General features: G+C 42.6%; 13 protein-coding genes and 1 riboswitch. Of the genes, 1 reads left to right on the top strand and 12 read right to left on the bottom strand.

Translation table 11 applies throughout. From position 1 onward, the window contains the following. Positions 1-40: 40 nt before the first annotated feature. Positions 41-484, top strand: a complete 444-nt coding sequence (locus N521_RS10465) for a YslB family protein (RefSeq protein WP_008345974.1) — start codon at positions 41-43, stop codon at positions 482-484. Between the two features lie 168 nt (positions 485-652). Here the strand turns inward: N521_RS10465 and N521_RS10460 are convergent, their stop codons facing one another. The 12 genes from N521_RS10460 to N521_RS10405 form a co-directional block, all read right to left on the bottom strand. Then, the gene (locus N521_RS10460) at positions 653-1,888 is read right to left on the bottom strand and encodes an aspartate kinase (RefSeq protein WP_035391192.1); all 1,236 of its coding nucleotides are present in this window, start codon (positions 1,886-1,888) and stop codon (positions 653-655) included. Positions 1,889-2,018: 130 nt separating this feature from the next. After that, a riboswitch (Lysine riboswitch) is annotated at positions 2,019-2,196 on the bottom strand. 61 nt (positions 2,197-2,257) lie between these two features. Then, positions 2,258-4,030, bottom strand: coding sequence for an excinuclease ABC subunit UvrC (gene uvrC, locus N521_RS10455; protein WP_007501627.1), 1,773 nt, complete (start codon positions 4,028-4,030; stop codon positions 2,258-2,260). Positions 4,031-4,170: 140 nt separating this feature from the next. Beyond that, the gene (gene trxA, locus N521_RS10450) at positions 4,171-4,485 is read right to left on the bottom strand and encodes a thioredoxin (RefSeq protein WP_007501629.1); all 315 of its coding nucleotides are present in this window, start codon (positions 4,483-4,485) and stop codon (positions 4,171-4,173) included. Positions 4,486-4,731: 246 nt separating this feature from the next. Continuing rightward, positions 4,732-6,210, bottom strand: a complete 1,479-nt coding sequence (locus tag N521_RS10445; protein WP_035391190.1) for an alpha-N-arabinofuranosidase — start codon at positions 6,208-6,210, stop codon at positions 4,732-4,734. A gap of 75 nt (positions 6,211-6,285) precedes the next feature. Then, a complete protein-coding gene (locus N521_RS10440; RefSeq protein ID WP_007501631.1) occupies positions 6,286-7,263 on the bottom strand; it encodes an electron transfer flavoprotein subunit alpha/FixB family protein in 978 nt (325 codons plus the stop codon). Between the two features lie 44 nt (positions 7,264-7,307). Further along, positions 7,308-8,081, bottom strand: coding sequence for an electron transfer flavoprotein subunit beta/FixA family protein (locus N521_RS10435; RefSeq protein ID WP_035391188.1), 774 nt, complete (start codon positions 8,079-8,081; stop codon positions 7,308-7,310). 31 nt (positions 8,082-8,112) lie between these two features. Then, positions 8,113-8,892 (bottom strand): enoyl-CoA hydratase, encoded by a 780-nt coding sequence (locus N521_RS10430; RefSeq protein ID WP_017358245.1) that lies wholly within the window; start codon positions 8,890-8,892, stop codon positions 8,113-8,115. Between the two features lie 25 nt (positions 8,893-8,917). Further along, a complete protein-coding gene (locus N521_RS10425; protein WP_017367816.1) occupies positions 8,918-9,502 on the bottom strand; it encodes a TetR/AcrR family transcriptional regulator in 585 nt (194 codons plus the stop codon). 174 nt (positions 9,503-9,676) lie between these two features. After that, on the bottom strand, positions 9,677-11,386 hold the full coding sequence (locus tag N521_RS10420) for an AMP-binding protein (protein WP_035391186.1): 1,710 nt from the start codon (positions 11,384-11,386) through the stop codon (positions 9,677-9,679). A gap of 100 nt (positions 11,387-11,486) precedes the next feature. Continuing rightward, positions 11,487-11,942, bottom strand: a complete 456-nt coding sequence (locus tag N521_RS10415) for an Imm63 family immunity protein (protein WP_035391184.1) — start codon at positions 11,940-11,942, stop codon at positions 11,487-11,489. A gap of 162 nt (positions 11,943-12,104) precedes the next feature. After that, complete coding sequence (locus N521_RS10410) at positions 12,105-12,509, bottom strand: DUF350 domain-containing protein (protein ID WP_007501637.1); 405 nt, start codon at positions 12,507-12,509, stop codon at positions 12,105-12,107. A 14-nt stretch (positions 12,510-12,523) separates the two neighbouring features. Beyond that, positions 12,524-14,881, bottom strand: a complete 2,358-nt coding sequence (locus tag N521_RS10405; protein ID WP_024718639.1) for an endonuclease MutS2 — start codon at positions 14,879-14,881, stop codon at positions 12,524-12,526. Between the last annotated feature and the right edge of the window lie 3 nt (positions 14,882-14,884).

Raw genomic sequence — 14,884 nt, 5'->3', positions numbered from 1 at the left:
CATAAGCTATAATAAATTGTTGAAAGAGGGGAGCCATACAATGAATAAATTCGAATCTAACTTAGAACAGCTAAAAGAAATTGAAGTCAATGGATTTGCCTACGAGCTGATACGCGAAGTTCTGCTGCCTGACATTCTTGGTCAGGATCATTCATCTATGATGTATTTTGCGGGTAAACTGCTTGCTCGTAAATTTCCTCAAGAGTCATGGGAAAAGATCCCCGAATTTTTCCATGATGCCGGATGGGGAACTCTCACGATGGTCCATTCTAAAAAACAGGAAATTGAGTTTGAGCTCGAAGGTCCACTTGTATCGAATCGACTCAGCTATCAAAAGGAGCCATGCTTTCAAATGGAAGCAGGTTTTATCGCTGAACAGATTCAGCTTCTCAATGAGCACGTGGCTGAATCCTATGAACAAGTAAAAAAGCGTGCTGATAAAGTCATTTTAACCGTTAAATGGGATTTAAGAGACCCTAGCTAACACTGTTTATGAAAGGCGACGACTTCGTGTCACGCCTTTTTTATATACCCTTCTATCATAGCACAGTTGGCGTACCGGTTTACGCATGTTTTTCTTTCTTCATATGCTGATGATTTCCAATATAAAAAAGAGGTGTATCTTTTTACGGAATACACCTCTTTTGAAGATTTATGAATGAGCAGCGGCGCTCACCTTTGATAATTCAAACGCATCATGAAGGGCTTCTACAGCTTTCACCATATCTTCACGATCAACGACTGTTGAGACTTTGATCTCAGACGTACTGACCATTTTCACTTGAATGTCTTTTTGAGCTAACACAGCGAACATTTCAGCCGCAACGCCTGGGTTTGAGACCATACCAGAGCCAACGATAGATACTTTGGCTAATTTGCTTTCTGTCTCAATCTGCTCATAACCAAGCGCACCTTTGTATTCTTCTAATACTTCAACTGTTTTAGACAAATCATCCGTTTTCACAGAGAAAGAGATGGAGGTCTGATTGGTGCTTGTGACAGACTGAATGATGATATCGACATTGATATTTTGCTTTGCAAGTGTCGTAAAAATCGTCGATAGCGTTGTTAAACCGCTTGAAAGGCCGCATACCGTCACGCGTGTCATCTGATCTTCAAATGCAATGCCTCTTACAACTAAATTTTGTTCCATAGATGATTCCTCCTCAATTAACGTACCCGATTCATTTTCGATACTAGAACGGACTTCTAGTGGGATTTGATAATTTTTCGCAAATTCGACCGCTCTCGGATGCAGCACACCTGCTCCTAAATTGGCTAACTCAAGCATTTCATCGTATGAAATTCCTGCAAGTTTTCGCGCAGACGGCACATAACGAGGATCTGTTGTAAACACACCTGGTACGTCCGTATAAATATCACATTTGTCCGCTTTGAGTGCCGCAGCTAGTGCCACTGCTGTCGTATCTGATCCACCACGTCCAAGTGTTGTAATATGTAGATCATCCGCAATTCCTTGGAAACCTGCTACAACGACGACTTTTCCCGCACTCAGTTCTTCTTGGATTCTTGCTTCATCGATGTCCACGATTCTTGCATTTCCGTGCACCTTCTCTGTTTTCATCCCAGCTTGCCAGCCTGTAAAGGAAATGGCATCATAACCTTTTGCTTGCAGTGCCATCGCTAATAATGAAATGGTCACCTGCTCACCAGTTGTCAGTAGCATATCCATTTCTCTTTTGCTTGGATCATCTGTGAGTTCTTTCGCTAGGTCTACTAGAACATCCGTTGATTTGCCCATCGCAGACACAATCACGACCACATCATTTCCTGCCTCGCGTTCAGCGATGACTCTCTCTGCGACATTGCGAATTTTTTCTGTCGATCCAACAGATGTTCCACCAAATTTTTGTACAATTAGTCCCATGTCTACCACCCTTTTTCAAAAGATCACGTGTGAGAGAAGAGGCTGCGAGACTGCTCTCTGCACTGCAAATAAAAAAGCAATGAGAGAACAAATCTCCCATTGCTTTAAAATCATCATCAAACGATGCAAACAATGAGATAGCCCTCCAAGAAATACATTCTTGACAGCCCTACATTTCTTCAATGTACAGCCAGCGAATAAAATGAGTGGATTTTATTCACTTCGGCGACGCTCCCCTTTCAGCCCTCTTCCTAGATCCCCTCGATCTCTGAAGGCTTACTCTTGAAGTTCGCACCTCTATCTTCAACAAACAACACGTTCATTTATTAAATTAGTCACATCTTAACAGACTTTTGGAAAAAGTACAATCTATTTTTTTAATGCCTCCATTAAAAGTTCAGCCGTTTGTTTCGGAATACCAGCGTCCTGAAAATCCTGGATAGAGGCTTCTTTCATCTTTTTCACAGAGCCAAAATGTTTAAGTAACTGCTTTTTGCGCTTTTCCCCGATACCTGGGACATCGTCTAGAATAGACTGGAATGCATTCTTCCCGCGCAGCTGCCGGTGAAAACTAATCGCAAATCGGTGCACTTCATCTTGAATACGCTGCAATAAATAAAAGGCCTGACTATTTCGTTCGAGCGCAACAATTTCAAGCGTATCACCCATCATCAGATTCGATGTCCTGTGTTTTTCATCTTTCACTAGACCTGCCACAGGAACAGACAGATTTAATTCATTTTCGAGCACATCTATGGCTGCGTTGATTTGTCCTTTTCCTCCGTCGATTAAAATCAAGTCAGGAAGCGGCAGTTCATCCTTTAACACCCGGGTATACCGCCTTCTAATGACTTCACGCATGGAAGCATAATCATCGGGCCCCTCAACGGTTTTAATTTTGTATTTTCGGTATTCCTTTTTATACGGCTTCCCGTCTTGGAAGACAACCATAGCGGATACGGGGTCTGCTCCTTGGATATTGGAGTTATCAAATGCCTCAATCCGGTATGGCATATAAATATTAAGTGCATCACCAAGCTGCTTCACTGCACCAATTGTCCGTTCTTCATCGCGCTCTATGAGCGAGAACTTTTCTTTGAGAGCAATTTTGGCATTTTGGTGGGCAAGTAAAAGCAAATCCTTCTTCTTTCCTTTTTTCGGCTGATGAACATTCGTTTCAAGCAATTGCTCAATCATCTCTTGATCGACGCTGTCTGGCACCAAAATTTCCTTCGGCAAAAAGTGGTTGTTCTTTTCATAAAACTGCCCCATAAACGTGAGAAATTCCTCCTCAGGGTCTTGATACATCGGAAATAGGCTGACATCACGTTCGATTAATTTCCCCTGTCTGATGAAGAAGACTTGGACACACATCCAGCCCTTATCATAAGCATAGGCAAATACATCACGATCGGATAAGTCACTCATCGTCATCTTTTGCTTTTCCATCGTTGAGTCGATATAAGCGATTTGATCTCTCAGTTCTTTTGCCCGCTCAAATTCTAATTGTTCGGCCGCTTCTTGCATCTTCTCTGTTAATTCTTTCTTGATTTGCTGATGTCCTCCGTTTAGAAATCTTGTGATTTCATCAACGAGCTGCTTATTCGTTTCTTCAGAAATGTCATACACACACGGAGCAAGACATTGCCCAAGATGATAATAAAGACAGACTCGGTCAGGGAGTGTCGCACATTTTCTAAGTGGATATAAACGGTCGAGCAGCTTTTTCGTTTCTCTTGCTGCTTGTACGTTCGGATATGGACCGAAGTATTTCCCTTTATCCTTTTTCACATTGCGGGTGACAATCAGCTTAGGGTGACGTTCATTCGTAATTTTAATAAAAGGGTACGTTTTGTCATCCTTGAGCATGACATTGTATTTCGGGTCATATTTTTTGATTAAATTCAGCTCTAAAATAAGTGCCTCAATATTTGAAGAGGTGACAATGTATTCAAAGTCTTCAATTTCACTGACAAGCCGCTGCGTTTTGGCATCATGAGATCCTGTAAAATAAGAGCGGACCCTATTTTTTAATACCTTTGCCTTTCCCACATAAATGATCGTATTTTGTCTATCTTTCATTAAGTAACAGCCTGGTTGATCAGGTAAGACTGACAGCTTTTCTTTGATCAATTTGTTCATATTTTCATCCGTCCTTGTTTTCCGCTTTCACTCCTTCTAGTGTATCACGAACATTTGTTTTATACCACGATGAAAGAAAAGCGGCTCTCGACTATACGAGAACCGCTTTTTGAGATCATGCCACGCGGGCATAGATCGGTTTATAGATGTTTGTTTACAAGCTCAGCTAGTGCTTCTTTTGGTTTGAAACCAACAGACGTTTCGACGACTTCACCGTCTTTTAAAACAAGAAGTGTTGGGATACTCATAACGCCGTATTTACCAGCAGTTTCTTGGTTATCATCCACATCAATTTTTACAATTTTCATTTTATCGCCCATTTCTTGATCAAGTTCTTCAAGAACTGGAGCAATCATTTTACAAGGTCCGCACCAAGGTGCCCAAAAGTCTGCAAGAACAACACCTTCTGCAGTTTCTTGTGAAAATGTTGCGTCAGTAGCTTTTACGATTGCCATTATTCATTCCTCCAATGTAAATTATGCTTTTTAGTATAGCATCTACCAATGTGACTTGCGAATGAAATGCTTACGAATCATTTTTTATGAAATGAATTAAAAAACAAACCGTATAATCGCACCAATAACAACAATCGCACCAATGATCATCAGAATGGTTCTAAGCATATGACATGACTCCCTTTCCGCTTCATTTACAATGTATGATGCCCCAACATTCTTCTCATCAAACATTGAAATATGCGATCAAGCCAGATCGACGGTCAACATGACAACCGACATAGGCGGCAGATCAATAGTCAGCTCGCCGTGCTTAACAGCAAATTGCCGAAAGTCTGCAGGCTGAACGGAATGAGGATCATCGAACGTGTTGTGCGCATTCATCCGATCAGCAGTCAGCACACGGCCAGTGACTTTCGTTTTTGCATCGATTCCCTCTATCGCAAGAGATACGTCTGCTTTTTCATGGGGATTCACATGACATAAACTAATATGCATCTTGTCAGATGACCGCGAGGCTGACACACTGACTCGAGGGATTTTTTCACCCCGGCGTTCATACGAAGGCGCATTCAATTCTACTTCAAGCGCTTCTTCTTCTTGATGCACTTGAAACATGTGAAATACATGATAGGTAGGTGTCAGGAGCATCTTTTCGTCCTGCGTTAACACCATCGCTTGCAGCACATTGACGGTCTGGGCAATATTCGCCATATGAATCCGCTGGCAATGGCGATGAAAAATATGAAAATGCAAGGCACAGACTAGAGCATCTCTTAATGTGTTTTGCTGATACAAAAACCCTGGATTTGTCCCCGGTTCTGGATCATACCATGTCCCCCATTCATCAATAATCATCCCGATTCGCTTATCTGGGTCATAACGATCCATGATCTCTCCGTGATCTACAACAAGCCGCTCCATTTCAGACGCCTTCTTCAGCGTTGTAAACCACTCATCCTCATCAAAATCGGTCGCTGACCCTTTCTTCTCCCATGTTCCTGGGACCGTATAGTAATGCAAACTGAGCCCATCCATCCACGGCGCTGCACGCTCCATTAATACTTTTGTCCAATTCACATCATTTGAATTCGCACCGCATGCGATTTTGTAAATGCGCTGACCAGCAAATTCTCTCACATACGTTTGGTAGCGTTTATATAAGTCTGCATAATACTCTGGTGTCATATTTCCACCGCATCCCCAGCTTTCATTACCTACACCAACATACGTCAGCTCCCACGTTTCTTGTTTTCCATTTTGAATCCGCCAATCCGACATAGGTGTCCCTTTAGGAAATGTGATATATTCAATCCATTCTGCTAATTCTTGAACAGAACCGCTTCCAACGTTTCCACAAATATAAGGCTCACATTCAAGTAATTCACACAGTCTCATAAATTCATGTGTACCAAACGCATTTGATTCAACGGTGCCACCCCAATGAGTATTCACCATCGGCTTTCGTTCACTCAGATCCCCGACGCCGTTTGCCCAATGATACTCGTCTGCAAAACAGCCGCCCGGCCACCTCAGCACCGGGATATGTAAGGCTTGAAGTGCCTTTAGCACATCGGTACGAATCCCTTCAACATGATCAATCTCTGAATCTTCCCCTACCCAAATGCCGTCATAAATTCCTCTTCCTAAATGCTCTTGAAAGTGTCCATAGATGTGTTTAGAAATGGTTCCAATCACTTCATTGACTTTTACTGTCCCATTCACTTATAAACCGCTCCTTTGTTTCGTGATAACATACAAAAAAACCCAGAATACCTAGGCATTCTGAGTGTATGAGCGTTAAGAATGGATATTCATGTTTTTTAACTCTTCATTTAAAAGCGGAACGACTTCGAATAAGTCACCGACAATTCCGTAATCGGCAATTTTGAAGATTTCAGCTTCTGGGTCTTTATTGATCGCAACAATGACTTTACTGTTGGACATACCGGCTAAATGCTGAATAGCCCCTGAAATCCCGCAGGCAATGTAAAGGTCAGGTGTGACGACTTTACCGGTTTGACCAATTTGCAGGGCATAATCGCAGTAGTCAGCGTCACATGCACCACGCGAGGCACCGACTGCTGCGCCAAGCGTTTGGGCAAGTTCTTTCAGCGGTTCAAAGCCTTCTTTGCTCTTGACCCCCCTGCCTCCTGCGACAATAACCTTCGCTTCAGATAAATCTACACCTTCTGATGTTTTTTTAATGACTTCCTTCACGATCGTTCTTAGGTTTTGAATATCGACAGAAACTGGCGTCACTTCTCCGCTGCGTGACGCATCACGCTCCAGCGGTGCCACGTTGTTTGGACGGATAGTAGCCAAAAGCAGACGATCTGTTGAAATGACTTTTTCAAAAGCTTTTCCTGAATAAATCGGTCTAGTGAAAACAAGATGTTCACCGGTAACGCTTACATCTATTGCATCTGAAATTAAGCCAGTTTGCAGGCGTGCAGCTATTTTGGGTGACAAGTCTTTTCCGATCGATGTATGACCGAAGAGCACTGCATCAGGATTGACTTGATCTAATATTGCTTGAAGCGCCTGCGCAAAACCATCAGACGTATAATAAGAAAGATGCGGGTGCTCGACGATCATCACATGATCCGCTCCATAATAAAGCAGTTCATCCGCTTGATCTTTGACGTGATCCCCTATTAAAACGCCAATCACTTCACCGCCATCAGCCACCTCGTGAGCGGCAGCAATCGCTTCAAATGTCACATTTCTTAATTTACCGTCACGACTTTCTCCAAGTACAACAACTTTTTTACTCATCCTATAAGCTCCCCCTTGTTCTCGTGATATCGTAAAGTGGATGTTTAGATGACTTTTGCTTCATTTCTTAGCAGGTCTGTCAGTTCCTTGACCTGATCCTGAAGCTCACCGCTCAACACCTTGCCACCCTCTTTTTTCTCCGGTAAGAAACGTTCAATTGTTTTTATTTTATATGGCACATCGTCTTCATCTAGATCTAGATCGTCTAATTCCAGTTCTTCTAAAGGCTTTTTCTTTGCCTTCATGATGCCTGGTAACGATGGATAACGAGGCTCATTGAGACCTTGCTGCGCGGTGACCACTAGCGGGAGCTCGGCAGAAATCACTTCCACATCACCCTCTGCATCTCGCTCAATTGAAGCTGAGCCGCCGTCGATTTGAATACTTGTAATGGTTGTGACATATGGAAAACCGAGTAATTCAGCAAGACGCGGGGCCACCTGTCCAGACCCGCCGTCAATCGCTACATTCCCTGCTAAGATCAAGGAAGCTTCTTTATCCTTGAAATAGTGATATAGAATCGTAGAAGCGGAAAACTGATCCCACTCCTCCAAATCATCTTCAACATTTAATAAAACGGCTTGATCGCAGCCCATTGCAAGTGCTGTTCTAAGCTGCTTCTCCGCATCTTCATTGCCAACTGTCACGACCGTTACTTCTCCCCCGTGCTCATCCCGAAGCTGAATCGCTTCTTCAATTGCGTACTCATCATAAGGATTAATAATGAACTCTGCCCCATCTTCTTGAATAGCACCAGACTGAATAGAGATTTTCTCTTCCGTGTCAAACGTACGCTTCATTAAAACAAAAATATTCATTCATTTCTCCCCCTTGTGTCGTACTAATCCCTTATTCCCCTTTAAAATTCGGTTTACGCTTTTCAATAAAAGCTTGGATGCCTTCTTTGGCATCATTCGACTGGAACACCTCAGCAAACTTTTTGGCTTCCAGCTTCATTCCGCCATCATATGAGTACACTTTTGTCGCATTCAATAACTCAAGCACATACTCAAGCGTTTTAGGGCTTTTCGCTGCAAATTTCGCTGCCAATGTTTTGGCTGTTTCCAGCGCTTCTTCCTCTGTTTCCGCAAGTTTTGAAACAAGTCCGCAGGCAAATGCTTCTTCTCCTGTAATTGGCTCAGCTGTTCCCATCATTTCAAGTGCTTTAGCTGATCCAACGTAGCGAGGCAGGCGCTGCGTTCCGCCGAATCCTGGGATAATACCGAGATTTAATTCCGGCAGTCCCAGCTTTGCATCTTTTGTTGCGATTCGAATATCACACGACATCGCCAGCTCAAGCCCGCCGCCTAATGCTGCCCCGTGAATGGAAGCAATCACCGGTTTTGGACATTGTTCAATTCGTTCAAACACTTGCTGTCCTCTGTCTGCAAGGCTGGCATAATCAGACTCTTCCTGCAAGGTCGTAAATTCTTTAATATCAGCACCTGCTGAGAAAAATCTACCTTCTCCATGAATGACAATAGCTCTCACTTCACTGTTTTGTTCAAGCTGATCAAACATGTCATTGAGTTCAGTGAGAAGCTGAGAGGATAAGGCATTTGCAGGTGGGTGTTGAATCGTGATGAGTGCTGTCTGTTCGTCTTGGTGTAAGCTAAGTATTTTTTCCATGTCAATCATCCTTTTTCAATTGTCTTTAAGATTGATGTATTCCGTTTAAGAGAAGATCATGTACACTTTCTGCGAGTGCAGGCAGGTCATACTTTTGATCATTCATGACCCATGTTGTAGCGGTTTCATCAATCGTCCCAAATACCATTTGTCTCGCTAAGCGGACATCTAGATTTTGTCTAAATTCTCCGGTCTTCTTTCCTTCGGTTAAAATGGAGTCGAGCATATTTAAATACCCTTTCAGCACCTCATTGATTTTTTGGCGCAGTTCAAGGTTTGACTGCCTGAGTTCAAGCTGTGTCACAAGGGCCAAATGATGGTCTTGCGATAGCAGGCGAAAGTGTTCTCGAATGAGGAGAAGAAGCTTTTCTTTGGCAGACGGTTTCTTTTGAATATCGTTTTCCATCCGTTCGATGAATTGTCCCATTTTTTCTTTGAACAATGAGATCAAAATGTCCTCTTTGTTTTTGAAATAGAGATAAATGGTTCCGTCTGCTACCCCTGCTTGTTTGGCAATCTTTGAAACTTGTGATTGATGGTAGCCGTTCTCTGCAATCACCACAACGGCTGCATCAATAATTTGCATGTACTTCGGTCTTTTCTGCTTCAATGTGCTTCGTCCCTTTCTAAATTGAATGAGCATTCATTCATAACTTTATGTTAAAAAGAAACGAGTGATTTGTCAAGTGATGTTCTTCTTTCTTTTCAACCTTTAGCATACCAGAGCAGACACGTACAATTCAAATCATCCGGCCGCTTGACCGGATGATGCTGGTTCATTCTCTCATCGATCGACTGGTTCTTCTGTTGAAGATGATTGCTTTCTTTTTTCTTCTTCAATTAACACTCTGCGCAAGATTTTCCCTACAGCCGTTTTAGGCAGTGATTCCTTAAATTCGTAGACACGCGGCACTTTAAATGAGGCAATTCTTGTTCTAACAAAACGATCCAGTTCATCCTCTGTTACATAGGCATCCTTCTTCGGGACAACAAAGGCTTTTACTGTTTCCCCTCTATACGGATCTGGAATACCCGCCACAACAACTTCTTGTACAAGCTCATGCTCATAAAGGGCTTCTTCAACCTCTCTTGGGTAAATATTATAGCCACTCGCTATGATGACATCTTTTTTCCGGTCTACGATATAGAAAAAACCATCCTCATCCATATACCCAATGTCTCCTGTAAAAAACCAGCCGTCTCTTAACACTGCCGCTGTCTCATCCGGCTGATTCCAGTACCCTTTCATGATTTGAGGACCTTTGACGATAATCTCTCCGTGCTCATATGGCGCTTTGAGTCCACCCGTTTCTTCACAATAAATACCGGCATCCGTATTCGGCCAAGGGCACCCGATACTTCCTATTTTGTTCGCTCCCCATAAGAAATTGGCATGAGTGACAGGAGAAGTTTCAGAAAGTCCATACCCCTCCACCAGCCTTCCTCCTGTTAGTTTTTCAAAACTCTGTTTGACTTCAACAGGAAGAGCGGCCGATCCGCTTAAGCATGCGGTGATGGATGATAGGTCATACTTCTCAATATTCGGATGATGAAGCAGGGCAATATACATCGTTGGTGCTCCTGGGAACAGCGTCGGTTTCTGTTTTTCAATGGTCTTCAAGGCATCCGCTGCATCAAAACGCGGAAGAAGAATCATTTGATGACCTTCTTTGACTGCAAGGTTTAGCACGGTCGTCATGCCGTATACATGAAAGAACGGAATGATTCCAAGAATCCGCTCTTTTCCACGGTTCGTTTTATACATCCAGGATGCACACATTTCTGTATTGGCTACTATATTTTCGTGTGTGAGCATGACCCCTTTTGGTAAACCGGTCGTTCCGCCTGTATATTGCAAAACTGCGACATCCTCTTTCGGTTGAAAGGATATTTGCGGAATCTGTTCTCCTGACGACTCTTTCATGATCTGTGAGAAATGATGAATGGAATCACTCTTCTCCACTTGGATGACCATGTTGTTTTTCCTTCGCTGGACAATCGGAAACAATATGTTTTTTGGAAATGGCAAGTAATCTTGTAGTTTTGTGATGATCAAATGCTCCATACTTGTCAGCGCTTTCATTTTATAGGCCTTTGGATACAGTAGATCGAGAGTGATCAGCACCTTAGAGCCGCTGTCCTCCATTTGATATTCCAGTTCTTTCTCCGTATAAAGCGGATTGGTTTGAACGACAATGCCGCCTGCTATTAAAACCGCATAATAAGAAATCACCGATTGCGGGCAGTTTGGCAGCATAATCGCTACTCTGTCGCCTTTTTTGACACCGATGTCAATCAAGTGACTGGCTAATTTCAGTGCATCTTCTTGTAACTGCTGGTAGGTGATGTTTTTTCCTAAAAAATGAATGGCTGTATGCTCAGGTGCTGCCTCTGCGGAGCTGAATAAGTAAGATTGCAACGTTTCATTTGGGATGGTGAGTTCGTGGGGAATTTGATTCGGGTAATGCAGAAGCCAACGTTTATCTGACTGCATAAAAACCCTCCTTCCTGAACTTTCGTACTATTTTATTATAGCAAACTTTTCCTTATGGCTGTTTGCTTTTTTCAAATCGAGCTCGTTCCATGACACATCTTCATTTTTTCGCCGGTGTTTCTATAGAGGCTCTTTTCCCTTCATGATGCCACTTTTCGTATAATCCACCGATCGCACGAAATGACTCATGGACTCTCTCCACGATCTGTTTATGGATACTAGGGTCATTAGGTAAATGTGTGTGGATGTTGTCCACTTGATATTGTCTCATCATGTCTAGGTACACAGTTAGAAAGATGGTGTCTTCTAAAATCCAATAAACGACTTCATCCGCCTCTTTTGTTCTTTTATGAAGCACTTTAATCCCTCGTTCATATTGAATAAGAATATAGCCGGATGGATCAATGTCGATATATGGACTCAAATCATCAAAAAAACCAGTCGTTTGAAAAGGACGTGCAATATACGGTTCATATATGTCTTGGGGAAGAGATGTCTTTTTGAGACAACTGTCAATGCGCTTTATGAGTTCGTCTTTTTGCAAGATTTGATTCATTCTGATTCGCCGCCTTTGATGAGTGAAAAGCTGTCAAGGTTTTCACTGACAGCTTTCTAGAATGTATTCTTCATTTTACAGGAACATGTAAACGGCACCAATAACCGCAAAAGTGCAGGCAACTACAATTAATACTTTGGCTAGTTTTTCCATGTCGTCTCCTTAAATGCCGGCTGCTACTACATAAGACAGCCCAACAGAAATAATGAGTGAAATAAACCCGACCGCTCTATTATCATTCTCAATCTCTTTGTCTACTTTAAATCGTGGTGTTAAAAATTCAAAAATGAAATAGCTGACGAGCAGCATCACAAAGCCGTATACGCCCCATCCGACCATTTGAAGAAGCGAGTTGTGCTGGGCGATGGAATGCTGAAAGACATTGGCAATCCCAAAAATCTTCCCGCCGGTTGCCATAGCAACAGCTAAGTTACCCCGCTGAATCTCTTCCCAGTTTTTATAGGAGGTCACGAGTTCAAATATGGTCAGAAATAAGACAAGACATAGGACGGCCACGCTGTAATAGGCGGCAATTTCCACAAGTTCATTTTCCCAAAAGGCTTTCATGCGTTTTCTCCTTTTTACTTTAATTCGACGATGGTGACGCCTGATCCTCCCTCGCCTTGTTCTCCAAAACGAGCATTTTTTACACTACGGTGCTGTTTTAATAATTCCTGGACCCCTTTTCTCAAGGCGCCAGTGCCTTTACCGTGAATGATCGACACACGCGGATAGCCAGCTAAGACGGCATCATCTAAGTATTTCTCGACTCTGCTTAAGGCATTCTCATACCGCTCTCCTCTTAAATCAAGCTCAAGTGATACATGATAGTCTTTTCCTTTGACCGCCGTGATGGCTTTCTCTTGTTTAAATTCCGGTGCTGATTTGATAAATTCCATATCTTTTTCTTTTACTTTCATTTTTAGAATGCCCATTTGGACACTCCATTCTTTGTTACCCGTTTGTTCGATGAGCGTTCCTTTTTGGCCAAACGTCAGCACTTTGACTTCATCGCCTGGCTTTAGCTGTCTTGCTGCTTTTTTCACTGGCTCTGGTTTTTTCTTACGGTCAAACTCAGGGACAGCTTCTTCAAGACGCTTTCTCGCATCAATGAGTTCATGTTCTTTGAACGAACGATGCTCACTTTTAATGGACCGAAGCTCTTGAATAATCTCTTCTGCTTCTTTTGTTGCTTGTTCAATCTTTTCTGCCGCTTTTTGTTCAGCTTCTTCCAGCAGTTTGTCCTTTTGTTCATTCCATTCAAGGATTTGTTTTTGCAATTCTTTATGGAGCTTCTCTGCTTCTTTTCTATAGAATTCCGTCTCATGCAGTTCTTCTTCTGCTTGTTTTTTGCTGTCTTCTAATGAAGCAATCATCTGATCGACTTCATTATGTTCCGCATGCATATCTGCTTTTGCACGGTCAATTAAATGATGAGGCAGTCCTAGACGCTTGGAAATTTCAAATGCATTACTTCGTCCCGGCACCCCGATGAGCAAGCGATATGTAGGAGATAAGGTTTCAATATCAAACTCTACACTCGCATTTGTGACGCCTTCTCGGTTATATCCGTATGCCTTCAGCTCAGGATAGTGAGTCGTTGCGATGACGCGCGCATTTGTTTGATGAACTTCATCTAAGATGCTCATCGCAAGTGCTGCACCTTCAGCAGGATCTGTCCCCGCACCTAATTCATCAAATAACACAAGTGAATTAGACGTCAAATGCTTTAAGATATCCACAATATTGACCATATGAGATGAGAATGTACTCAAGCTCTGTTCAATAGACTGCTCGTCTCCAATATCAGCAAAGACTTGATCGAATACAGCCACTTCTGATCCTTCTTCGACTGGAATATGAAGACCTGCCTGCGTCATCAGCGTAAGAAGTCCAAGTGTTTTTAAAGTGACGGTCTTACCGCCTGTATTTGGACCCGTGATGACGATCGTAGAAAAATCTTTGCCCAGCTCAATATCATTTGCCACAACCTGATCTCGGGGCAATAGGGGATGTCTTGCCCGTTTTAAATAAATCTCCCCTTGGTTATTCACAGTAGGTTTTGTGGCTTTTTCTGCTTTTGCATATTTGGCTTTGGCGAAAATAAAATCTAATGTCTGAAGTTCATTCACATTATGAAGCAATTCATCAATGTGCTCTGACACACTCGCTGTTAGCATTTGCAAAATCTTTTCAATCTCTTGCTTTTCTTTTAGGCGAGTTTGCTGCAAGGTGTTATTTAAATCTACGACCACCTGCGGCTCAATAAAAAGAGTTGCGCCTGAAGAAGATTGATCATGAACTATCCCTCCATAATTCGAGCGGTACTCTTGTTTTACGGGAATGACAAACCGATCATTACGAATGGTCACAATGGTGTCTGACAGCATTTTTGAGGCAGATTGTGAACGAATCATTGATTCTAATTTATCTCGCACTTTTGATTCTAGTGATCGTAACTGCGTTCGTATGGTGCGGAGGGCTGGCGTTGCGTGATCAAGCACTTCTCCATTGTCACCAATACAGCTTTCGATTTCTTTTCTCACGTCTGGCAGTAAAATCAGCGATTCTGCATATGTATGAAGACGGGGTATCTCTACTCCGTCCTCATACATAGAGGCGAGAAAGTGCTTCATGTTTTTTGTGGTATATAACAGCGCCGCAATTTCCATCAGCTCAGAAGGGCTTAATATACTGCCTATTTCTGCTCGTTTGACGCCTCGTCTAATATCCGTTAACCCGCCAAATGGCGCAGATCCTTTTAAACGAATCACATCTTGCGCTTCTGCTACCTCTTCTAGCAGATGCTGAATGCTCTCGATATCTGTGAGTGGTATTAAGTCCTGCGCTTTTTCTTTCCCTAAAGTCGAAGCAGTATAGGACATGACTTTTTCTTTTACTTTATGAAATTCTAATGATGCTAACACTTTTTGTTGCAGCAT

The organism is Bacillus sp. UNC125MFCrub1.1, assembly GCF_000701305.1.
GTDB classification, from domain to species: domain Bacteria; phylum Bacillota; class Bacilli; order Bacillales; family Bacillaceae; genus Bacillus; species Bacillus altitudinis.
This window is presented reverse-complemented; position numbering and strand designations above follow the sequence as displayed.

Coding starts and splice junctions, on each gene's coding strand:
- trxA (WP_007501629.1), bottom strand. CDS start 4,485: ATGGCAATCGTAAAAGCTACTGACGCAACATTTTCACAAGAAACTGCA.
- N521_RS10465 (WP_008345974.1), top strand. CDS start 41: ATGAATAAATTCGAATCTAACTTAGAACAGCTAAAAGAAATTGAAGTC.
- uvrC (WP_007501627.1), bottom strand. CDS start 4,030: ATGAACAAATTGATCAAAGAAAAGCTGTCAGTCTTACCTGATCAACCA.
- N521_RS10420 (WP_035391186.1), bottom strand. CDS start 11,386: ATGCAGTCAGATAAACGTTGGCTTCTGCATTACCCGAATCAAATTCCC.
- N521_RS10430 (WP_017358245.1), bottom strand. CDS start 8,892: ATGGAAAAAATACTTAGCTTACACCAAGACGAACAGACAGCACTCATC.
- N521_RS10410 (WP_007501637.1), bottom strand. CDS start 12,509: ATGAAAGCCTTTTGGGAAAATGAACTTGTGGAAATTGCCGCCTATTAC.
- N521_RS10415 (WP_035391184.1), bottom strand. CDS start 11,942: ATGAATCAAATCTTGCAAAAAGACGAACTCATAAAGCGCATTGACAGT.
- N521_RS10440 (WP_007501631.1), bottom strand. CDS start 7,263: ATGAGTAAAAAAGTTGTTGTACTTGGAGAAAGTCGTGACGGTAAATTA.
- N521_RS10435 (WP_035391188.1), bottom strand. CDS start 8,081: ATGAATATTTTTGTTTTAATGAAGCGTACGTTTGACACGGAAGAGAAA.
- N521_RS10460 (WP_035391192.1), bottom strand. CDS start 1,888: ATGGGACTAATTGTACAAAAATTTGGTGGAACATCTGTTGGATCGACA.